Raw genomic sequence first — 20,533 nt, forward strand, 5'->3', positions numbered from 1 at the left:
CGGCTATTCGGCGACCGTGACCGTCACCTCGGCCGGCTCGCACCCCGCGGCGGTGGCGGTGAGGCGGATTCCGCCCGGCCCGGTCGGGCGGACGACCGCGAGGACACGGCCCTGGTACGTACGGCGCTCCTTCGCGTCGAACCGCTCCTCGGTCGACGGATCCGCGCTCCCGAACCCGGCGAGCACACCGTCCCCGCCGACCTCGACGCTCACCGTCCGGTCGGCGCCCGTGTGGAGCGTGCCGGCGGCGTCGGTCAGGCTGAGGGTGATGTACGCGAGATCGCCGCCCCCGGCCGTGATCACCGGCCGGTCGGCCTCGGCGCGCAGCAGCACCGGTCCGGTGGCGGAGCGCAGGACGGCACGGCCGCTCTCGGCGCCGTCCCGGTAGGCGACGGCGAGGAGTTCACCGGGCTCGTGGACGGTGTCGTACTCCGTACGGAAGCGGTGGTCCGCGCCGGCCGGCCGGCGCCCGAGGGAACGGCCGTTGAGCAGCAGCTCCACCTCGTCGGCGTCGCTGTAGACCTCGACGGTGACCGGGGCGCCCTCGAATCCGGGCCAGGTCCAGCTGGAGACGGTGTCGCTCCAGGCCCAGGGCGTCGAGGCGACGGTCCGCCCGTGGTGCTCCGGGCGCCGGACCGCCAGATACGGCGCGGCGCGCCGGCCGAAGACGATCTCGCGGTAGTAGGAGGCGGGCCGCCGGTGCCCGGTGATGTCGATGTCGCCGCAGCCCGCCAGCAGATACGGGTACGGGGCGACGAAGGCGGGCCGGGGGGCGTCGGGGGTGAGGTACTGGGGCCGGCCGATGCCGACCTCGCCCAGGTAGTCCCAGCCGGTCCAGGTGAAGTCGCCGATGACATGGCCGTACCGCTGGACCAGCCGCCAGTTGCCGTCGATACGGGTCGGGAAGGTCTCCGTGCCCAGGATGATCCTGTTGGGGAAAAGGTCCTTGTCCAGGGCGTAACGGCTCTCGGCGTAGTTCATTCCGGCGACGTCCAGCAGGGCGAACGACTCGGCGGTGCGCCGCGAGACCAGCTCGGAGGAGCTGACCGCGTTCATCATGTCCCCCGGGTCCGCCATGGAGGTGTTGATGCCGCCGCCCTCCTGCGCACCGTCGGCTGCCTTCTCCCCCGCCGACTGCCTCATTTTCGACAGCTCTGCCATCACCGCGAGCATCCCGTTGACCGCGTTGGTGACATAGCGCGTACCGTCCAGCGAGCGCACCTTCTCGGCGAGCGCGCGGCCCTGCGCGGCGCCGACGGCCGAGCCGGTCTCGGGAATCTCGTTGCCGATCGAGTAGAGGATGACGCTGGGGTGGTTGAAGTCCTTGGCGACCATCGCCTCGATGTCGCGCTCCCACCATTCGGGGAAGCTCAGGCTGTAGTCGAACTCGCTCTTGGCCGAGGTCCACACGTCGAACGCCTCGTCCACGACGAGCATGCCGAGCCGGTCGCAGGCGTCCAGCATCGCGCGGCTCATCGGGTGGTGGGACATCCGGACCGCGTTGAAACCGGCCTCCTTGAGGATTTCGACGCGGCGTTCCTCGGCGCGGGCGAAGGTCGCCGCGCCCAGGACTCCGTTGTCGTGGTGGACGCACGCGCCGCGCAGTTTCACGGTCTCGCCGTTGATCCGGAGGCCGCGGCGCGGGTCGAGGCTCAGTGAGCGGATGCCGAAGCGGGCGGTCGCGGCGTCCACCTCGCCGTCGTCGTCCGTCAGGCGCACACCGCACCCGTACAGCGCGGGTGAGTCCGGGCTCCAGAGGGCCGGGTCGTCAATGTAGAGGCGCTGGCGGCAGAGCGCGGGCTCGCCGGGCAGCACGGTGATCCTTGATACGTCGCTCGCGACCACCGTCCCGGCGCCGTCCCGGATCTCGGTGTGTACGTCGACGGTCCGGATCGCGATCGAGTCGTTCTCGACCCTGGTCACAACCTCGGCCACCGCGGTCTCCGGCTCGATGCCGGGTGTGGTGACCCGGAGGCCGTCGGGTGCGATCCGGACCGGGTCGCCGACGAGCAGCCAGGTGTCGCGGTAGATGCCCGCTCCGGTGTACCAGCGGGAGTCGCGGTGGCTGCGGGCCTCGACACGGATCTCGTTGTCCTCCCCGAACCGCAGGAAGCGATCGGCGTCGATGAGGAACTGCGAGTAGCCGAAGGGGCGTTGGCCGGCGTAGTCGCCGTTGATGTACACGGTGGCGTCCCGGTGGACGCCCTCGAACTCCAGGGCGATCCGCCGGCCCCGGTACTCCTCGGGTACGGGGAAGGTCTTGCGGTACTCGAAGGTCCCGCCGGGGAAGTAGGCCCCCGCGCCACCCTCCGCGCCACCCTCCGCGCCGCCCTCCGCACCGGCACCGGGCGGGACGCGCTCCTGCCCGAGCATCGCGTCGTGGGGCACGGTCACCGGACGGTACGGGGCCGATTGACCGCCCAGCTCGGCGAAGGGGTTGACCTTCGGCCTGGCCTGCCAGCCGTCATTGAACGAAACGCGGATCAAGGGAACGTCCTCACTTCGGGGTGTCCATCAGCGCGGGATCGGCGGGGTGCCGCGTCACCGAACGGGCCCCTCCCCGACTGATGCGCATTAGTGACGCGCGTTAGTACGCTAAATCCGCCGACCCGGAAGCGACAAGCCACGGGTTTATCACGTTCCCGTAACGGACGAAACGGTGTGGACCCCCTGCCGGAGCAAGGGGTCCACACCGTCTCAGCGCTGCCGGAGGAGGGACTCAGGACACGCCGCGGGTGAGGACCGCGGCCGTGCCGTCCGCCCTCGGGTCGCTCGCCGCATCGAGTACGCCCGTACGCAGCCGGGCCGTCTGGACGTGGCCCGCCTCGTCGTGCGGGCCCGGCACCTCGGCCACGTCCAGGCCCAGCCCGCCCGCGACGGCGGTCAGCCGGTCCGCCTCCGGAGTGCCGGGCTCCAGTACGAGGGTGGGCCGCGGCCGGTCGAGGTCCCGGGAGCCGATGACCCAGCGCGGGCGGGCCAGCAGCGCCGCCGGGTCCGGGGCGTCCAGCAGCGCGTCGGCCACCTGCGACAGGATCCACGCCTGGGCCCGGCCGCCCTGGCAGCCGAGCGCCACGACCCGCCCCGGCCCGGTGGCGAGCGCCGGGCACAGGGTGTGCGGCGGCCGTGCCCCGGGACGCAGCGCACCCGGGTGCGCCGGGTCCAGACTGAACGCCGAGCCCCGGTTGTGCAGCACCACACCGGTCGCCGGGTCCGCGATACCGGATCCGAAGGTCTGGAACACACTCTGGATGAGGGTGACCGCGCCGCCCTCGTCGTCAACAGCCGTGACGGCCACCGTGTCCCCGGCCGGCTTGGGCCCGGCGGGCAGGGCCGCGAGGTCGCGCTCCTCGCGCAGCAGCAGACCGTCGAGGTCGATACCGCCCGCGCGGGGGTCGCCCAGGAGCGCGTCCCGGCTCAGCTCCGCCCGCCGGGCGGCGGTCAGCGGGTCGCCGCTCCCCCGCTCCAGTACGGCCAGGAGCGCCGCGCCCTGGCTGGGCGGCGGGGCCACCCACCAGGTGACACCGTCACGGGTCGCGCTCAACGGATCGGTGTTCTCGGCCCGGTGGGCGGCGAAGTCCGCCAGGTCGAGGAGGCTGCCGCGGGCGCGCAGGCCCGTCACCAGGCGCCGGGCGGTCGGCCCGGTGTAGAAGTGGCGCCAGTCCGCGGCGAGTTCGGCCAGCGTCGCGGCCAGCGCGGGCTGGCGCAGCGTCGCCCCGGCGGGCAGCGGCTCCCCCGCCGGGTCCAGCAGCAGCGCGGCGAGTCCCGGGTCGGCCCGTACGACATCGAGGCGGTGCCGGATCGCCCGCGCCAGGCCCTCGCTGACGGCGACGCCCTCCTCGGCCAGGGCCGCGGCCGGCGCGAGCGCCCTGGCGAGCGGCAGGCGCGCGCCGAGGCGGGCGAGTTCCGCCCAGCCGGCGACGGCGCCGGGCACCGTCACCGTGTGCGGGCCGCCGGCGGGCATCCGGTCCCCGGCCGCCCGCAGCGGCGCGGGGTCGGTGGCCGCGGCGGCGGCGCCCGCTGACACGATGGCGCGTACGGTGCCGCGCGCGCCGTCGCGGAACAGTGCGACGAGGTCGCCGCCGAGGGAGCACTGATGGGGGTAGGCCACCGTGAGCGCGGCGGCGGCGGCGAGCGCGGCGTCGACCACACCGCCGCCCTCGGCCACCACCCGGCGGGCCGCCGCCACCCCGGCGGGATGGGGTGCGGCGATCGCGATCGAGGCCATGGTCAGTCCCGGGTGGTGAGAATGGCGCGGGCGAAGGAGCCGTCGGCGCCGACCAGTTTGGCGGGCAGACAGGCCAGATCGTACGTACCCGGGGGTACGTGGTCGAGGTCGGCGTTCTCCAGGATGAGCACACCGGCGCCGAGCAGGGAGTGGTGGACGTCCCAGGTGTCGGTGCGGTGGTGGCTCTCGATGGTGAGGTAGTCGATGCCGACGAGTTCGACCTCGTGCGCGATCAGCCAGTCGGCGGCCTTCGGGGACAGGCCCACCCAGCTAGGGGCGCGCTCGGTCTCCTTGAGCGGACCGGCGGAGTTGGAGGTCTTGAGCAGTACGCGCCGGTGTCCGGCCGCGCCGCCCTCCTCCAGGTGGTGCGGTTCGACGTCGCCCTCGACATGGGTGAGATCGAGGACGAGCGCGGGCCCGACCAGCGCGTGCAGGGAGACCTCGTCGATGGGTGTGGCACCGTCGCGGAAGTGCGCGGGGGCGTCGACATGGGTGCCGGTGTGGGCGCCGAGCCGCCAGCGGGTGACGTTGGAGGCGTCGCCCCGCGCCAGCGACTCGACGGTCTCGACCTCGGGCTTGCGTCCCCAGTGCAGCATCTCGGGGTGGATGGGCAGGGTGATGTCGTAGATCTTCACGCGGTCGCTCCAGGACGGTGGGCCGGGTCGGGCCAGGGCTCGCGGACGGCGGCGGACACGGCGCGGGCGGTGGTGAGCAGACAGCGGTCGAACTCCTCGCCGCCGTGCTTCGCGTCGGCGTCGGCCACATCGCGGCCCCAGACGCCGGTCTCGCTGACCTGGTCCATCCGGTAGTCCCAGAAGGAGTCCACGTCGAGGTGCGAGGTGGCCCGGTCCATCCGTACGAGTCCGGGGTGGAGGTGGAGCATGACGGAGGTCTCGAAGAAGTTGGCGTGCATCAGGCCCCGGCCGTACTGGACGTGTCCGTCGACCTCGGGGCCGGGGTACATCGTCACGTAGCCCAGGGCCCGTACCCGGGCGTCGCGGTGGCGCACACGGAGCTTCTCGGCGGAGACGTCGAGCGCGCCGTTGTTCCAGATGTGTCCGTTGAGCAGGATGAACTGCCGTACTCCGGAGGCGTACAGGGAGTCGATCACATCCTCGACGACGGCGATCATGGTCTCGGGGCGCAGCGCGACCGTACCGCCGAAGTCGCCGTGGGAGGCGGAGACGCCGAAGGCGAGCGGCGGCACCACCGGTACGCCGGTCAGCGCGGAGACGCCGAGGGCGACCGCCCGGCAGATGAGGGTGTCGACGGCGAGCGGCAGGTGCGGGCCGTGCTGTTCGGTGGCGCCGACGGGGATGATCACGGCGTTCCGGTCGGCGGCGGCGGTCTCGGCCTCCGGCCAGGTCAGCTCCTCCCACCGTACGGGGGCTCCGGAGCCGCCCAGTTCGGCGGCGAGGGAGGCGATGTCCAAGCCGGTGGGGATGTCCGAAGCGGTGGCCGGGGGGACGGGAACGGCGGTCGGGACGGGGGCGGTTGGGGGCATGCTGCTTCCTTCTCTCTCGCGGCCGGGGCTCACCACGCGCGCCGGCTCTTGTCGGGCAGCAGGTCGAGGGCCCGGACGGGGACGACCTCGTTCTCCTCGACCGTGGTGATCCAGACGGTCGCGTCCGGGCTGTAGTCGCTGATCAGTTCCCGGCACACACCGCACGGCGCGATCACCCGGAACCGGCCCGCGGGTTTGATCTGTACGGAGACGACCGCGGTGACCTCCAGCGGCCGGCCGCCCGGATAGGCCCCGCGGGCCGCGCCCAGGGCGACGCCCTCGGCGCAGATGGAGCTGCGCCGGCAGGACCCCTCCAGATGGACCCCGGTGTGCACGGCGCCGTCGGCCGTACGTACCGCGGAGGCGACCTCGTGCCGGCCCTCCCGCCAGACACGGCCCAGCAACTCCTGCGCCAGGGTGAGCAGTTCGGCGTCCTCGGTGCTCATCGAGGCGGGTACGGAGACGGGCGCGGCGATGTCCGCCGCCGCACCGGGGGACGCGGCGCTCACGCGGTGATCCCGAGCAGGCGGGCCATGTTCCCGCCCTCGACGAGCGCGCGGTCCTTCTCGTCCGGTACCGCCTTCGCGATCTTCATGCGCTCCAGGTCGAAGTCGGAGCCGGGCCACTCGCTGCCCATCAGGATCTTCTCGGGCCCCAGCCGGGCGTAGGCCCGCTTCACATCGCTCATCAGCGTCGCCGAGGTCTCCAGATACACATGGGGCTGCCGCTCGGCGACGATGATCGCTTCGGGGACGTTCCACACGGCGCCCATGTGGGCGATGACCGTCGGCACTTCCGGGTGGTCGCGGGCGATCTCCTCGATGGCCAGCGGCGCGCAGAAGGAGTCGTCCAGGGCGTTGACCAGCACCATCAGCCCGCGCCGGGCGCATGCCTCGAACAGCGGGTCCAGCAGGCCGTGGTCGGCGACGTGGTAGCCGTGCAGGCTGGGGTGGAGCTTGAGGCCCACCAGCCCGGCGTCGGCCATGCGGTCGATCTCCTCGATGGCGTCGTCGGCCTGCGGCAGGACCTGCCCGAAGCCGAAGAAGCGGTCCGGGTGCGCGGCGACCAGGGAGGCGATGAAGTCGTTCTCGATGCGCTGGGCGAGCGAGCAGATCATGGCCATGTCGACGCCGGCGGCGTCCATCCGGTCCAGGATGCGCCGCGGTTCGAACGGGGTGTACGGCGGCGGCGCCTCCCCCTTGCGGACGCCGGTGAGGTAGTCCGAGCGTCCCCGGACGTCCTGAGTGGTGTTGTACGCGTCGATGATCACGCGGGTTCAGCCTTTCTCTCTGTTGCCGGGAGGGGCACTGGGCACCAGCGGCAGATGGCAGCGCACGGTCCGGCCGGGCGCGATCTCGCGCGGCTCCGGCATCCGGGTGCGGCACTCGTCCTGGGCGAAGGGGCAGCGGGTCTGGAACAGACAGCCGTCCGGCGGGTTCGCCGGGTCGGGCAACTCGCCCTCCAGCAGCTGCCGTTCACGCCGTCCGCCGGCCCGCAGCGACGGGACGGAGGAGAGCAGCGCGGCGGAGTAGGGATGGGCGGGGCCGGCGAAGAAGTCGTCGCGGGACGCGATCTCGATGATCTGCCCCAGGTACATGACGGCCACCCGGTCGGCGATATGCCGTACGACGCCCAGGTCGTGGGAGATGAACAGCATGGTCAGACCGCGCTCGCGGACCATGTCCGTCAGCAGGTTCAGCACCTGCGCCTGGATGGAGACGTCCAGCGCGGAGACCGCCTCGTCCGCCACGACGAATCTGGGCGAGGAGGCCAGCGCGCGGGCGATACCGATGCGCTGGCGCTGGCCGCCGGAGAACTCGTGCGGCTTGCGCCGGCCCGCGTCCGCGCCGAGGCCCACCCGCTCCAGCAGCTCCCGTACGACCGGCTCGGCCTCCGCGCGGCTCGCGCCGCGGGCGCGCAGCAGCGGTTCCGCGACGATGTCGGCGATCCGGCGCCGGGGGTTCAGCGAGCCGAAGGGGTCCTGGAAGATCATCTGGAGGTCGGCCCTGGTGCGCCGCAGCCGGGGTCCGCTGAGCCCGGTGATGTTCAGGCCGAGGAAGTCGACGGTGCCGGACACGGGCTCGACCACCCGCAGCAGGGCCCGGCCCAGGGTGGACTTGCCGCAGCCCGACTCACCGACCAGGCCCAGCGTCTCGCCCTCGACGATCTCCAGGTCGATGTCGCGCAGCGCCCGGACCCGGCCGCCCGAGCGGCCTCGGTACTCGACGCGCAGCTTCTCCGCGCGGATGAGCGGGGTCCCGGGCCTGGCCGGCGGTACGGGCCCGGTGGCGGCCGGGGTGACGGATGCGGTGGGCGGCGGGGTCATGCGTGCCCCCTTTCGTTCGGTGCCAGGACGCAGGCGTCCAGATGGCCGGGACCGCCGTACCGGCGCCGCAGCTCGGGCGGCTCCTCGCACGCGTCCCGGGCGTGCGCGCAGCGCGCGGCGAACGCGCAGCCGCTCGGGCGGTCCACGCCGGTCAGCGGGGTGCCGGGGATGGCGGGCAGCCGGTCGGTGACCGGGCCGTCGATCGGCGGTACGGAGCCCAGCAGGCCGATGGTGTAGGGATGCTGGGGGTCGAACAGCACCTCGTCCCGCGAGCCCTGCTCCACGATGCGGCCCGCGTACATCACGGCGACCCGGTCGGCGACCTCCGCGACCACCCCCAGGTCGTGGGTGATGAGGAGGATCGCGGTGCCGTGGTCGGCGCGCGCCCGCTCCAGTACGGAGAGGACCTGGGCCTGGATGGTGACGTCCAGCGCGGTGGTGGGTTCGTCCGCGATCAGTACGGCGGGGTCGTTGGCCAGGCCCATGGCGATCATGACCCGCTGGCGCATACCGCCGGACATCTGGTGGGGCAGGGCGCGGGCGTTGTCGCGGGGGCTGGCGATACCGACCTCGCCGAGCAGTTCCACGGCCCGGTCCATGGCCCGCGCGCGGGGCATCGCGCGGTGGGCGCGCATCATCTCCACGACCTGGGCGCCGACCCGGTGCAGCGGGTTGAGCGCCGCCAGGGAGTCCTGGAAGACGACGGCGATGTCCTTGCCGCGGATCGCGCGCAGTTCGCTCTCGGACGCCTCGGCCAGATTGCGTCCGCCGAAGTCCACCTGGCCGCTGATGTAGGTGCGCGGGCCGCGGTTGAGGCCGACCAGGCTCATGGAGAGCGCGGACTTCCCCGAGCCCGACTCGCCGACGAGCGCCAGGATCTCGCCCTGACGCAGGGTCAGATCCACTCCGGCGACGGCCGGGAGCCGCCCGGCGGGCACATCGAACGCGACCCGCAGATCACGGATTTCGAGAACGGCGGGCGGCGCTCCGGCGGCCGGCCTCTCCTGCCCGGTCGCGGCGGGCCCGGTTTTTGCGTGCCCGGTCACGGTGTGCCGCTCACAGCCGTGGCCGCGGTGTGGACGAGGTCGGCCACCCGCCGGGGGTGCACGAGCGTCGTGTAGTGGCTGCCCGGTACGTGCTCGGTGACGGCGCCCATCCGGGCGGCCATGTCCCGCTGCGCGTCCGGGCGCAGGGTGCGGTCGTCGTCGGCGACCAGATACCAGCTGGGCAGAGTGCGCCAGGCGGGCTTGCCGGTCGGCTGGGTGAAGATACGGTTGTCCGCCTGGCGCCCCTCGGCCTCGACAACGGCCCGGTGCGCGGGCGACAGATCGGGGCCGATCTCCGCCCAGAACTCCTCGCTCGCCTCCGACTTCCACTCCCCGTTCGGGCCGCGCCGCATGAACGCCGAGATCTCGGCGGGTTCGTACCGTTCGACGATGCCGTTGACCGTCTCGCCCTCCTCAGGGCCGAAGGCGGCGACGAACACCAGGCCCCGGACGGAGGGGTGCTGGCCGGCGTTGGTGATGACGGCGCCCCCGTACGAGTGGCCGACGAGCAGCACGGGTCCCTCCGTCTCCTCAATGGCGGCGGTGGTGTGCGCCACGTCCTCCGCCAGGGAGGTCAGCGGGTTGGTGACGGCGACGGTCCGGTGTCCCCGGGCGGCGAGCAGGGGCTCGACCTCCGTCCAGGTGGTGGGACGTCCGCCCGCTCCGTGGACCAGCACGATGTTCATGCGGCTCAGCCCTTCCGTATACGTGGATCGAGGATCATGTAGAGCACGTCCACCGCGTAGTTGACGAGGACGAAGAGCAGGGCGATGGCGAGCGCGGCGCCCTGCACCACGGGGTAGTCGCGCTGGAGCACGCCCTGCACCAGCAGCCGGCCGACACCGCCGTAGGAGAAGACGGTCTCGGTGATCACGGAGCCGCCCAGCAGGGACCCGAACTGGAGGCCGAGGACGGTGACGATCGGGAGCCAGGAGTTGCGCAGCACATGCCGCCGGACGACCACGCCCTCCGTGAGTCCCTTCATCCGGGCGGTGCGGACGAAGTCGTCGCCGAGGACGTCCAGCACGGAGGCGCGCACGATACGGGTGATGTATCCGGCCATCGACAGCGCCAGGGTGGTGGCGGGCAGGATCAGATGCTGGATCCAGGGGCCGATCAGTTCGGGACGGTTCTGGAGCACGGCGTCGAGCAGGACGAAGTTGGTCGTGGGCCGGTAGTCGAGCGAGCTGGGCAGCCGTCCCAGGACGGGCAGCCAGCGCAGCCAGACACCGAAGACGACAATGGCGATCACCCCGAGCGCGAACCACGGCAGGGAGAAGCTCACGGTCGCCACGGCCCGGGTCGCGGTGTCGATCCAGGTGCCCTTGCGCAGCGCGGCGGCGATGCCCGCGCTCACGCCGAGGAGTACGGCGACGGTCATCGCCGCCAGGGTCAGTTCGATGGTGCCGGGCAGGGCGTCGCCCAGCATGTGCAGGACGCTGTTGGAGCCGAAGAACGAGGAGCCGAACCGCAGATGCACCAGGTCGTCGAGGTAGCTGACGTACTGGGTGAGGAGCGGCTTGTCGAGGCCGAGGGCCTCGCCGGCCCGGGCCTCGTTACGGGCTATCTCCTCGGCGGTGAGGTTCGTCCCACCGCCCGCGAGGGCGGCGGTGGGTGATCCGGGCAGCAGCCGCATGGCGACGAAGACCAGGGTGGCCAGCGCGAACATGACGAGCGGGATGCCGAGGAGTCTGCGGGCCATCGCCCGCAGGGTGGCGGTCCGTTCGGAGCCGGTACGGCGCGGACGCCGGACGCGCGGCAGCGGGAGGGCGCTCATGCGGTGCCCTTCGGGTCGAACGCGTCCCGCAGGTCGTCGCCCACGAAGTTGCAGGCCACGACGGACAGCAGGGTCAGGGTCGCGGGCAGCACCACCAGCCGGGGCGCGGAGTAGAGGAACTCCTGGCCGGCCTGGACCATATAGCCCCAGTCGGCGGTGGGCGGCTGGATACCGAGGCCCAGATACGACAGGCCGGCGGCGAAGCCGGCCGCGACCGACAGGGTCATGACGACCTGGGCGACCATCGGTCCGGCGATGTTGGGCAGGATCTCCTGCACCAGGACGCGCGGGGTACGGGTGCCGCCCAGCCGTGCGGCGACGACGTAGTCCCGGGCCGTCTCACGGGCCGTGAGCGCCCGGGCCAGCCGGGCCAGGCCCGGGGCGAGGGACACCCCGACGCCGACGACGAGGCTCGTGGTGCCCGGTCCGGCGGCGGCGACCAGCAGGATGACCAGGAGGATGGACGGGAAGGCGAGGGCCAGGTCGACGGCGCGCATCAGCACCTGCTCCACGGCCCCGCCCGCGTACCCGGCGAGCAGCCCGGTGCCGGTGCCGAGCACGGCCGCCAGCGCGGTCGCGGCGAACGCCACGAACAGCAGCGGCCGTCCGCCGTGCACCAGCCGGGACAGCTCGTCGCGGCCCAGGTCGTCGGTGCCGAGCGGATGACCGGGCGAGCCGAAGGGCAGCAGCGCCGAGGAGGTCTGGCGGACCGGGTCGGCCGTGATCAGCCAGGGCCCGACGAGGACGGTCAGGGCGATCGCGATCAGGAACACCCAGGACACCAGGGCCGGCCAGGAGGTGCCGATCCCGCGCCGCCGGAGCGCCGCCGGCCATCCCCGGAGACCGGCGGCCCGGGACGGGGGCGTGGACGGGGACGGAGACGAGGGCGGCGCCGCGGCCGGGGGCCCGGTGATGCCCGTCGCGGCACCCGCGGGGTCAGACACTGGCTTTCTCCATGAAACACCGGTGGTTGCCCAGCGCCGCCGCGTTGATCCCCTTCACCTTGGAGCCGCTGACCACGAGGTTGGTGGAGCAGGCCAGCATGGCGATCACCATGTACTCCTCCGCCCAGCGCCGCTGGATCCTGGAGTAGGCGGCGGTGCGCTTCTTGCCGTCCGGCAGGTTCTTGGCCGCCACCAGCTCCGCGGCCAGGGTGGCGGCGCCGTCCAGGGTGTCCAGGCCGGTGATGGTGGAGCCGTAGAGACCGGCGGGGTTGGCCATGGAGCCGACCATGTTGTTGGGGTCGGGGACGTAGGAGTTGCGCTCCCAGATCATCAGGTCGTGGTAGTCGTCCTTGCCGTCGCTGAGCCGGCTGAAGTACGAGGCGGGGTCGACGGAGGTGGTCCGTACCTTGAAGCCGGCGTCCTCCAGGTTCTGCTTGACGATCTGCGCGGCCTTGGGGTGCCAGGAGTCGCTGGCCGCCATGAGGCCCAGCTCGCGGCCCTCCGCGCCCGCCTCCTTCAGCAGCTTCCTGGCCTGCGCGAGGTTCTTCGTGCTCAGGTCGGCGAGGCCGGGGTCGTAGCCGTTCTGGGCGGGCGGGATCGCGTAGCCCTTGGGTTCGCTGCCGACGCCGAAGAACGCCTGCTGGACGATCGTCCTGCGGTCGATGGCCAGATTGATGGCCTTGCGCACCTTCAGCTCGGGTATGCGCCGGGCGTCGATCATCAGGATGGCGTCGAAGCCCTCCGGGGTTTCGTGGACGGTCACCGACGGGTCGGCCTTGAGCTGTGCGACGGCGGAGTAGGGGGTGAACTGGGTGGCGGACACATCGCCGCTGAGCAGGGAGCTGACGATGGCCGAGGGGTCCTGGACCTGACGCAGGACCAGCCGGTCGATCGGCGGCCGGCCGAGCCGGAATCCGTCGAACGCCGTGAGGGTGATGGACTGGCCGGAGGTGGCCGAGGAGAACTGAAAGGGCCCGGTGCCGACGAGGTGCTTGCCGATGTCGGCGCCGTACTTGTCGAGGGCGGCCTTGGAGATGACGCGCCCGCCGATGTCGGAGAGCTGGGCGAGGACGGTGCGGTCGGGTGCCTTGAGCACCAGCTTGACGGTGAGGTCGTCCTCGGCGGTCAGGGCGGCGACGTTCCCGCCGAGGGAGGCCAGCGGTCTGGAGGCGCCCTTGGGGAGGGTCTTGTCCTCCGGGTCGAACTGCCGGCCGAGGGAGGCCAGGACATCGGCGGAGGACAGTGTCGTACCGTCGTGGAACTTCACGCCCTTGCGGAGGGTGAAGGTGTAGGTGAGCTGGTCGTCGGAGACCTCCCAGCTCTCGGCCAGGTCCGGCGCGGGCTCGTTGGACTCGAAGGAAATGAAGGTGAGACCGCGGCAGACGCAGTCCACCGCCATCCAGTCCCCCAGGGTCGTGTAGAAGGCGGGGTCGTTGACCGCGCTGGTGGAGTCGATCGCGAGGGTCAGGGTGCCGCCCTTGCCGGATCCACCGCCGGACTTCGCGGACCCGTCGTCGGCCACACCGCAGGCGGTGAGCAGAGGGGTCAGTCCGAAGCCCACTCCGACGCCGAGGACACCGGCGCCGCGCAGCATGGAGCGGCGGGACAGCCGTGCTCCGGCCGGGCGGAGTGCGGGCGATCCCTGCGACTGATCCGGCATGAGGGCCTCCTTGGGGCACCGTTCCTCTGAAGGAATGGATCTAATCTTGCGTTGATTGGATCCAAATACATGCTGTCCGGCTCGCGCTTCCGCGCCATGTCCCGAACGTTACGAGCGTATGAAATCGGGATCTTGCATATTTTCTGCCGTGATGTGTTGACACATACGGCTTCTGACGCTTCGTCAACTCCCGCAGCATCCGTCGGCGGCGGTGGCCGACGGGTCGGGGATGTCCATGGCCGGGTTGCGGTCGAAGAAGCCGTCGGGTTCGAGGACCAGCCGCACCCGGTCGACCGGCATGACGGGCCACTGCTCGGGCCGGGGGAAGTGGTGTGTGCCCACGACCGGCCACAGCACCAGCTCCGCCCCGTCCAGCGAGCGGTCCTGACGCTGCCAGACCTGCACACCGTCCTCGCCGGGCTCCGCCTGGTTGGGGTACTGCCCGCCGACGTACCGCTCGGCGGCGTCGGACACCGTCGCCCACAGATGCTGGTGGACGAAGGGCGCCCGGCGGGCCATCACCGAGTCGGGCCGGGCGAAGGGCCGGGTGGTGTTCGGCAGCAGCAGCCGGTACGCGGTCGGCTCGCCGTAACGGTTCTCCTTGTCCGCGCTCTCCACCCGCCAGTGCCGGGACGTCGCCGGGTTCGTCCGGCGGGCCGCGCCCGCCTCCGACAGCAGCGGGGTGCGCACCATACGGACGGCGTTGCCGTACGGGTCGTGGCGGGGGTCGTCCTCCGCCTCCGCGTTCTCCTCCACCAGCCGGTTGAGCGGACCGTCCACGGCGACATCCAGCCGCAGCCCGAAGTAGTGCTGGTGGGTGGGGGTCTGGACGTGACGGGAGACCACCCGGCCGTGCCGCACCTCCGCGCCCTCCTCGATGCCGGAGGCCGACAGCATGCCCGTCAGCTTGATCTCCAGCTCGATACGGCCGTCCTGGTAGAGCGACCAGTAGAAGCCGTAGTCGTAGTTGGCGACCGTCTGGAAGCTGGAGATGATCAGCCGCCGCGAGCGGCGCACCTCGCTCACCCCGCGGCGCAGATCGTTGTGCTTCCAGAGGATGCCGTCGTCCTCCTCGTGCATACAGATCGCCTGGGCTATCTCCTGGGCGTCCCCGTCGCCCCCCAGACAGGCCGCGTCGAAGTAGTGGATGACGCCCAGGCAGTCGCAGCCGAGCGCGAGCGAGTTGGTCAGCGGACCGGCGCCGTACTCGCCCCAGTCGAAGAAGTTCTTGCGGAACTGCGTGGAACTCGGGTCGAGGTAGGGCACGTACATCTCGTTGCAGGCGGCCCGCTTGAGCACCGAGCGCCCCAGGAAGTTCAGGTCGTACAGCACCAGGCCCTCGCGGTGGGTGAAGCCCACCCGCAGCTCCCAGCCCTGCCAGCGCACCCGGTGCCCGTCGACGGTGAAGCTCGGCCCCTCGGGCTGCACCACCTCCAGCGGCTTCAGCCCCTCCCGGTCCGGCCCGAATCCGCCGGCCGACAGCGGCCCCGGCTCCTCGGAGACCGGGACGACACCGTGGTCCTCGACCTCCAGCACCTCCATCGTCGCCATGTCGATGAGCGGGATGACACCCTGCACCGGGCGCACATAGGCGTTGTCGTCCTCCCGCACCCGGTGCCAGACCGAACCCCAGGTGATCCTGCGGTCCTTGTACTTCTCCGGGACGAAACCGCCGATGGACTCCGCGTCGATCACCGTCAGCGACACGTCGTGGATGCCCCGCCGGGCCAGCGCCTCGCGGAAGAGCGGGCTCTCCCGGCACGCCCGCGCCGCCGCGCGCGCCTCCGTCGAGGTGATGCCGGGCCGCCGGATGTCCACCGGCCGCCACGCGGTACAGCGCGGCTCGGCCCCCAGGCGTACGTCGATCTCCCAGGCGCCGGGCAGATCGTGGTCCATCGCGACCAGTCCGACCAGCACCTCGCCCGCGCCGTGCCGGCCGGCCATCACCTCACGGGCGAAGGTCTCGTCCAGCGTCGCGCCCCAGAACCTGGTGCGCTCGCCGAGCCGTCCGTCGGCCCGGGCCACGGCGACCGCCGCGTCGATCTCGGCGGGAGACAGCGGGTCGAGGGGATGGGTGCGCTCCCGCCGCGCGAGGACACGGGTGCTGACACTTCCGGGGGAGTTGTTCATGGGGTGCTCCGCTCGCTTGCACAGATCGGAATTCTTGGATCCTGATTGCTATAGAATGGATACATAAAGCGGTACGTGGCCCGTCCCGGGCGCCCGCTCCGCGGCATCCCGCCCCGGCCACCGCCGGCCCTCGCCTCCCCGACCCCACGGAGACCCCATGGACACCGCCCCGCCCGCCGCCGCGGACTCCACCGCGGACTCCCCCGCGGGAAAGGGCAAGGCGCTCGTCGACGACACCGCCGCCGCGATCCGCGCGCGGATCCTCTCCGGCGAGATCCCCATCGGGGCCCAGCTGCGCCAGGCCGAACTCGCGGGCGCGCTCGGGGTGAGCCGTACTCCCGTACGGGAGGCGCTGCGGCAGCTCCAGGCGGGCGGTCTCATCGAGGTGCTGCCCAACCGCGGCGCCGTGGTCCGGGTCCCCTCCCCCTGGGAGGTCCGCGAGGCGTACGAGATCCGCGCCGAACTCGAAGGGCTCGCCTGTGTACGGGCGGTCCGCGCGATCACCCCCGCCATCCTGCGGGAGCTGCGCGAGGCCAACGAGACGGTGCGCGCGGTCAGCGGCGGCGGCACGCCGGGCGAGGGCGCCTCGCCCTCCACCGCGGCGAACGACTGCTTCCACACCCTCATCCACACCGTCGCCGGCAACCAGCGTCTCGCCCGCGCCATCAAGGACGTCAACGAGGCGTTTCCGCGCAATGTCTCCGCCCTCGTCCTGCACGACAACCCCCGCCACCGCGAGGACAACATCCGTGAGCACGAGCGCATCGTCGAGGCGCTCGCCGCGGAGGACGCCGAGCGGGCGCGCGCCGAGATGAAGGCCCATGTGACCAGCGCGGGCGAGCAGTTGGCCCGCTGGTACGAGCAGCGGTCGGCCACCGTCTTCCGGGGCTGAGCGGCCGGCGGCCCGCCGGGACCCGGGGCTCACGCGCCGGCTCCCGGGCCGGGCGCGTCGGTGATGCCCATCGCGGCCGGGGACAGGAAGTCCAGGTCCGGCCGTGCCTTGCCCTCGGCCAGGTCAGCGAGCGCGGCCCCCAGCGCGGGCCCGAACTTGAAGCCGTGCCCGGAGCAGGCCGCCGCCACGGACACCCGGTCCTCCCCCGGCAGCGGTCCCACGGCGAACCGGTTGCCCGGCGCCATCGTGTAGCGGCAGGTGACCGTCTCCTCCACCGGTCCGTCCGCCGCCGGCAGGAAGCGGGCGGCCAGGCCGAGCAGCCGGTCGCGCTCGGCCCCGGTGACCGGGCCGGCGGGCACCGAGGGGTCCTCCGGGGGCCCGTCGTCCAGCCCGATCTTGACGCCCGCGCCGCCCAGGGCCGGGATGCCGTACAGCAGGCCGATGTCCGGGACTTCGACGGAAAAGGCGCCCAGCAGCGGCGGTTCCAGCAGATGCGCCCGCGAGGAGCCGAGGTGCGCATTGACGATCCGGACCACCCGCAGCGGCGCGGCGAAGGCGGGCAGCAGCTCCCCGGTCCACGGGCCCGCGCAGACGACCAGCCGGTCCGCGCGCAGCACACCGCGCTCCGTCTCGACCCGCACCCCGTCGCCCTCCCGGCGCCAGCCGCGTACCGCGCAGCCGTCCCGCCGGTCCACACCGTGCGCGCGGCCCAGCGCGGCCAGCGCGGTGAGCGCTCCCTCGGCGTCGATGACACCGGCGGCCGGGTCGTGCACCGCGGTGAAGCCCTCGCACAGGCTCAGCCCGGGGAAAAGCTCTCCGGCGCGGACGTGGTCCACCTCCGCGCAGCCGGGGCCGCGCAGGGTGCCGGGGGCACCGACGGCCCGGGCGTACAGGCCACCCGTGATCGTCAACAGCCGCTGTCCGGCGGCCTGTTCGAGTTCCTCCCAGGCCCCGTACGCGGTGTCGACCAGGCCGTCCCAGACCTCGGCGGGGTAGGCGCGCCGGATCATCCGCGTCCGGCCGTGCGAGGAGCCCCGGGTGTGGCCGGCGGGGAACCGGTCGAGGTGGATGACGCGCGCGCCGCGGGCCGCGAGGTGCCAGGCGGCGGCGGAGCCGTGGATACCGGCCCCGATCACGATGACATCGGCCCGGTCCCGTCCGCCGCCCGCGGGCACGGGCGCGGACGAAAGCGCGGGTACGGGTACGGATTCCGGGAGTACGGGCGCGGTCTCGCGAGCGCCGGCGGCGGCAGCGGCACCCACAGCGGCCACCGGCCCGCGCCGGCGCTCACGGGCCGTCAGCGCCGCGACGAGCGCGTCCACATCGTCCTCGGTGTTGTACACGTGCAGGGAGGCCCGGGCGACCCGCTCCAGACCGCGCCTGCCCAGGTCCCACTGACCGTGCGAGGCGGGCACCGTCGACAGCCGGAATCCGGTGGTGCGCAGGTCCCGTACCGTCTCGCGCGGATCCTCCCCGTCGCGCAGGAAGGTCACGATGCCCGAGGCCGCCGCCGCCGGATCGGTGAGCCGTACGCCCGGCACGGCCGGCAGCGCGGCCCGCAGCCGGCCGGCCAGCGCGGCCACATGGTCCCGGATCCGCTCGACACCGAGGTCGAGCGCCTCCTCCAGGGCCGTGCCGAGCCCCAGCCGCAGCGCGTGGGACGCCTCCCATGTCTCGTAGCGCCGCGCGCCCGGCACCACCTCGTAGCGGTAGGCCGCCGACCACTGGGCGCCCCGTACGTCCGGCGCGTCCGGCCGGGCCCTCGCGCGCAGCCCGGGGGCGACGTACAGCAGTCCCGTACCGCGCGGCCCGCGCAGGAACTTCCGGCCGGTGGCGACGACGACACCGCAGCGCAACTCCTGCACGTCTACGGGGAGTTGGCCGAGCGACTGTGTCGCGTCCAGCAGCAGCGGCACCCCCGCGCGGGCGGCCAGCGCGCCGGCCTCGGCGACCGGCTCCACCAGTCCGGAGGAGGTGGGGACATGGGCGAGGGTGACGAGGGCCGCCGGTTCGCGCAGGGCCGTCTCCAGCGCGCCGAGGTCGAGCCGGCCGTCCGCGTCGGCGGGCAGCACCTCCAGCACGATGCCGTGCGACTCCCGCAGCTCCAGCAGGTGCAGGGCCGAGCTGACATAGGTGGAGGACGAGGCCAGGACCCGGTCCCCCGCCCTGAGCCGCAGCGCGCCCAGCGCCCGCTGCCACGCGGTGGAGGCGCTCTCCACCAGGGCGATGTCCTCCGGAGCGGCGCCGAGCAGCCGGGCCGCCGAGCGGTAGACCCGCTCGGTGCGCGCGCTCAGCGCCTCGGCCGCCTCGTAGCCGCCGAGCAGCGACTCCATGCGCAGGTGTTCGGTGACGGCGGCCAGCGTCGCCCGGCTGGGCAGTGCCGCGCCGGCGGCGTTCATGTGGCGGGCGTGGAGCGTGCCGGGGGTGGCGGCGCGCAGGGCGGCCACGTCGAGGGCCGCGGTCCGGGACGCGGGCGGCGGGAGGGGAACCGCGGCGGTGTGGGTACTCATAGTGCGACGACCACCGCCTTGCGCTCGCAGTAGGAGAAGAGGGCGTCGTCGCCCAGCTCCCGGCCCAGTCCCGAGTCCCCGAACCCGCCGAAGGGCAGCGCCGGGTCGAAGATGTTGTACGTGTTGATCCACACCGTGCCGGCGCGCAGCCGGGCGGCGGTGCGGTGGGCGCGCGACAGGTCCCTGGTCCACACTCCGGCGGCGAGCCCGTAGGAGGTGTCATTGCCGAGGGCGACGGCCTCCTCCTCGTCCTCGAAGGGGATCACCCCGAGGACCGGGCCGAAGATCTCCTCCCGGGCGATCCGCATGGTGTTGGTGACGTTCGTGAAGAGCGCGGGTTCGACGAAGTAGCCCGGCCGGTCGGGGACTTGGCCGCCGGTCACGAGTGTCGCGCCGTCCGCGACACCGGCCTCGATGTACGAGAGCACCTGTGCGCGCTGCTCCTCCGAGACCAGCGGGCCGACGGTGATCCCGCCGTCCAGGCCGTTGCCGACGGGGACCTTGCGCACCGCTTCGGTGAGGCGCTCCTCCATCTCGGCGAGCACGGAGCGCTGGACGAGCAGCCGGCTGCCGGCCGTGCACATCTGCCCGGAGTGGCCGAAGGCGGCGCGGATCGCGGTGGTGACGGCGGCGTCCAGGTCGGCGTCCGCGAAGACGATGTGCGGGCTCTTGCCGCCGAGTTCCAGGGTGAGGCGCTTGACGGTGGGGGCGGCGGCGCTCATCACCAGCCGGCCGACCTCGGTGGAGCCGGTGAAGGACACCTTGGCGACATCCGGGTGCGCGGTGAGCGCGGCGCCCACCTCGCCGTCGCCGGTGAGTACGTTGAGCACCCCCGGGGGCAGCCCGGCCTCCGTACACAGGGCGGCGACGCGCAGCATGGTCAGCGGGGTCTGCTCGGCGGGTTTGACGACGACGGTGCAGCCCGCGGCGAGCGCGGGGGCGAGCTTGAAGCAGCCCGTCATGATCGGGAAGTTCCAGGGCAGGATCAGCGCGGCCACGCCGGCGGGCTCGGGCACCGTGTAGACGTGGTGGCCGGCGTCGAGGGGGACGACCGTGCCGGTCAGCCGGGTGGGGGCGCCCGCGAAGTGACGGAACGTCCGGGCGCTCATCGCCGTGTCGGCGCGCGAGCGTTCGATCGGCTTGCCGTTGTCGCGCGTCTCCAGCACCGCCAGCTCCTCGGCGTGCTCCTCGATCAGCTCCGCGATCCGGTGCAGCACCCGGCTCCGCCCGGCGGGCGGCAGGCCGCGCCAGCGGCCGTCCGCGTGCGCGCGGGCGGCGGCGGCGACGGCGGCGTCCACGTCCTCGGGCGTCGCCTGCGCGACCCGGCTCAGGACCGCTCCCGAGGAGGGGTCGAGGACGGGGAAGGTGGTGCGGTCGCCGGGGTCGGTCCAGCGGCCGTCGACGAGGAAGGGTTCCCGTGGCGAGGGCTGGGCGTTGAACGTGGTCATAGGTCTTCCGTAAGGTGTCGGCCGGCCGCGGGGGCCGGGGCGGATCGTGGCGGGCCGGGGCGGGCCGGACG

At 72.9% G+C, this 20,533-nt stretch carries 16 protein-coding genes; 1 reads left to right on the plus strand and 15 read right to left on the minus strand.

The window, feature by feature from the left end:
- Positions 1-3: 3 nt before the first annotated feature.
- From DVK44_RS00490 to DVK44_RS00550, 13 genes are all read right to left on the minus strand, one after another.
- Entirely contained in the window at positions 4-2,487 is a 2,484-nt protein-coding gene (locus tag DVK44_RS00490) for a glycoside hydrolase family 2 TIM barrel-domain containing protein (protein WP_114657620.1), read from the minus strand.
- Between the two features lie 232 nt (positions 2,488-2,719).
- The gene (locus DVK44_RS00495) at positions 2,720-4,225 is read right to left on the minus strand and encodes a gamma-glutamyltransferase (RefSeq protein ID WP_114657622.1); all 1,506 of its coding nucleotides are present in this window, start codon (positions 4,223-4,225) and stop codon (positions 2,720-2,722) included.
- A gap of 2 nt (positions 4,226-4,227) precedes the next feature.
- Complete coding sequence (locus DVK44_RS00500) at positions 4,228-4,860, minus strand: cyclase family protein (protein ID WP_228446927.1); 633 nt, start codon at positions 4,858-4,860, stop codon at positions 4,228-4,230.
- Positions 4,857-5,729 carry a creatininase family protein gene (locus tag DVK44_RS00505; RefSeq protein WP_114657624.1) on the minus strand — a complete coding sequence of 291 codons (873 nt, stop codon included), beginning with the start codon at positions 5,727-5,729 and terminating at the stop codon, positions 4,857-4,859. Before DVK44_RS00505 ends, DVK44_RS00500 begins: the two co-directional genes overlap by 4 nt.
- Before the next feature lie 29 nt (positions 5,730-5,758).
- Positions 5,759-6,238, minus strand: a complete 480-nt coding sequence (locus tag DVK44_RS00510) for a cytidine/deoxycytidylate deaminase family protein (protein WP_228446928.1) — start codon at positions 6,236-6,238, stop codon at positions 5,759-5,761.
- A complete protein-coding gene (locus DVK44_RS00515) occupies positions 6,235-6,999 on the minus strand; it encodes an amidohydrolase family protein (RefSeq protein WP_114657626.1) in 765 nt (254 codons plus the stop codon). Before DVK44_RS00515 ends, DVK44_RS00510 begins: the two co-directional genes overlap by 4 nt.
- A 6-nt stretch (positions 7,000-7,005) precedes the next feature.
- Complete coding sequence (locus DVK44_RS00520) at positions 7,006-8,055, minus strand: ABC transporter ATP-binding protein (protein WP_114657628.1); 1,050 nt, start codon at positions 8,053-8,055, stop codon at positions 7,006-7,008.
- On the minus strand, positions 8,052-9,101 hold the full coding sequence (locus DVK44_RS00525; protein WP_114657630.1) for an ABC transporter ATP-binding protein: 1,050 nt from the start codon (positions 9,099-9,101) through the stop codon (positions 8,052-8,054). Before DVK44_RS00525 ends, DVK44_RS00520 begins: the two co-directional genes overlap by 4 nt.
- Positions 9,098-9,787, minus strand: a complete 690-nt coding sequence (locus DVK44_RS00530) for an alpha/beta hydrolase (RefSeq protein WP_114657632.1) — start codon at positions 9,785-9,787, stop codon at positions 9,098-9,100. Before DVK44_RS00530 ends, DVK44_RS00525 begins: the two co-directional genes overlap by 4 nt.
- A 5-nt stretch (positions 9,788-9,792) precedes the next feature.
- On the minus strand, positions 9,793-10,878 hold the full coding sequence (locus DVK44_RS00535) for an ABC transporter permease (RefSeq protein WP_228446929.1): 1,086 nt from the start codon (positions 10,876-10,878) through the stop codon (positions 9,793-9,795).
- Entirely contained in the window at positions 10,875-11,822 is a 948-nt protein-coding gene (locus tag DVK44_RS00540) for an ABC transporter permease (RefSeq protein WP_228446930.1), read from the minus strand. Before DVK44_RS00540 ends, DVK44_RS00535 begins: the two co-directional genes overlap by 4 nt.
- A complete protein-coding gene (locus DVK44_RS00545; protein WP_114657634.1) occupies positions 11,815-13,482 on the minus strand; it encodes an ABC transporter substrate-binding protein in 1,668 nt (555 codons plus the stop codon). Before DVK44_RS00545 ends, DVK44_RS00540 begins: the two co-directional genes overlap by 8 nt.
- A 183-nt stretch (positions 13,483-13,665) precedes the next feature.
- Entirely contained in the window at positions 13,666-15,612 is a 1,947-nt protein-coding gene (locus tag DVK44_RS00550; protein WP_114657636.1) for a primary-amine oxidase, read from the minus strand.
- Between the two features lie 157 nt (positions 15,613-15,769).
- On the opposite strand from DVK44_RS00550, the gene DVK44_RS00555 reads away from it, so the two are divergent.
- A complete protein-coding gene (locus DVK44_RS00555; RefSeq protein ID WP_114657638.1) occupies positions 15,770-16,504 on the plus strand; it encodes a GntR family transcriptional regulator in 735 nt (244 codons plus the stop codon).
- 29 nt (positions 16,505-16,533) lie between these two features.
- Here DVK44_RS00555 and solA read toward each other — a convergent pair whose 3' ends face one another.
- On the minus strand, positions 16,534-19,014 hold the full coding sequence (gene solA, locus DVK44_RS00560) for an N-methyl-L-tryptophan oxidase (protein WP_114657640.1): 2,481 nt from the start codon (positions 19,012-19,014) through the stop codon (positions 16,534-16,536).
- Positions 19,011-20,462: an aldehyde dehydrogenase family protein gene (locus tag DVK44_RS00565; RefSeq protein ID WP_114657642.1), complete on the minus strand. Its 1,452-nt coding sequence runs from the start codon at positions 20,460-20,462 to the stop codon at positions 19,011-19,013. Before DVK44_RS00565 ends, solA begins: the two co-directional genes overlap by 4 nt.
- Positions 20,463-20,533: the final 71 nt, after the last annotated feature.

Source organism: Streptomyces paludis (assembly GCF_003344965.1).
Classification (GTDB): Bacteria; Actinomycetota; Actinomycetes; order Streptomycetales; family Streptomycetaceae; genus Streptomyces; species Streptomyces paludis.

Coding starts and splice junctions, on each gene's coding strand:
- DVK44_RS00495 (WP_114657622.1), bottom strand. CDS start 4,225: ATGGCCTCGATCGCGATCGCCGCACCCCATCCCGCCGGGGTGGCGGCG.
- DVK44_RS00505 (WP_114657624.1), bottom strand. CDS start 5,729: ATGCCCCCAACCGCCCCCGTCCCGACCGCCGTTCCCGTCCCCCCGGCC.
- DVK44_RS00520 (WP_114657628.1), bottom strand. CDS start 8,055: ATGACCCCGCCGCCCACCGCATCCGTCACCCCGGCCGCCACCGGGCCC.
- DVK44_RS00530 (WP_114657632.1), bottom strand. CDS start 9,787: ATGAACATCGTGCTGGTCCACGGAGCGGGCGGACGTCCCACCACCTGG.
- DVK44_RS00535 (WP_228446929.1), bottom strand. CDS start 10,878: ATGAGCGCCCTCCCGCTGCCGCGCGTCCGGCGTCCGCGCCGTACCGGC.
- DVK44_RS00545 (WP_114657634.1), bottom strand. CDS start 13,482: ATGCCGGATCAGTCGCAGGGATCGCCCGCACTCCGCCCGGCCGGAGCA.
- DVK44_RS00550 (WP_114657636.1), bottom strand. CDS start 15,612: ATGAACAACTCCCCCGGAAGTGTCAGCACCCGTGTCCTCGCGCGGCGG.
- DVK44_RS00555 (WP_114657638.1), top strand. CDS start 15,770: ATGGACACCGCCCCGCCCGCCGCCGCGGACTCCACCGCGGACTCCCCC.
- solA (WP_114657640.1), bottom strand. CDS start 19,014: ATGAGTACCCACACCGCCGCGGTTCCCCTCCCGCCGCCCGCGTCCCGG.
- DVK44_RS00565 (WP_114657642.1), bottom strand. CDS start 20,462: ATGACCACGTTCAACGCCCAGCCCTCGCCACGGGAACCCTTCCTCGTC.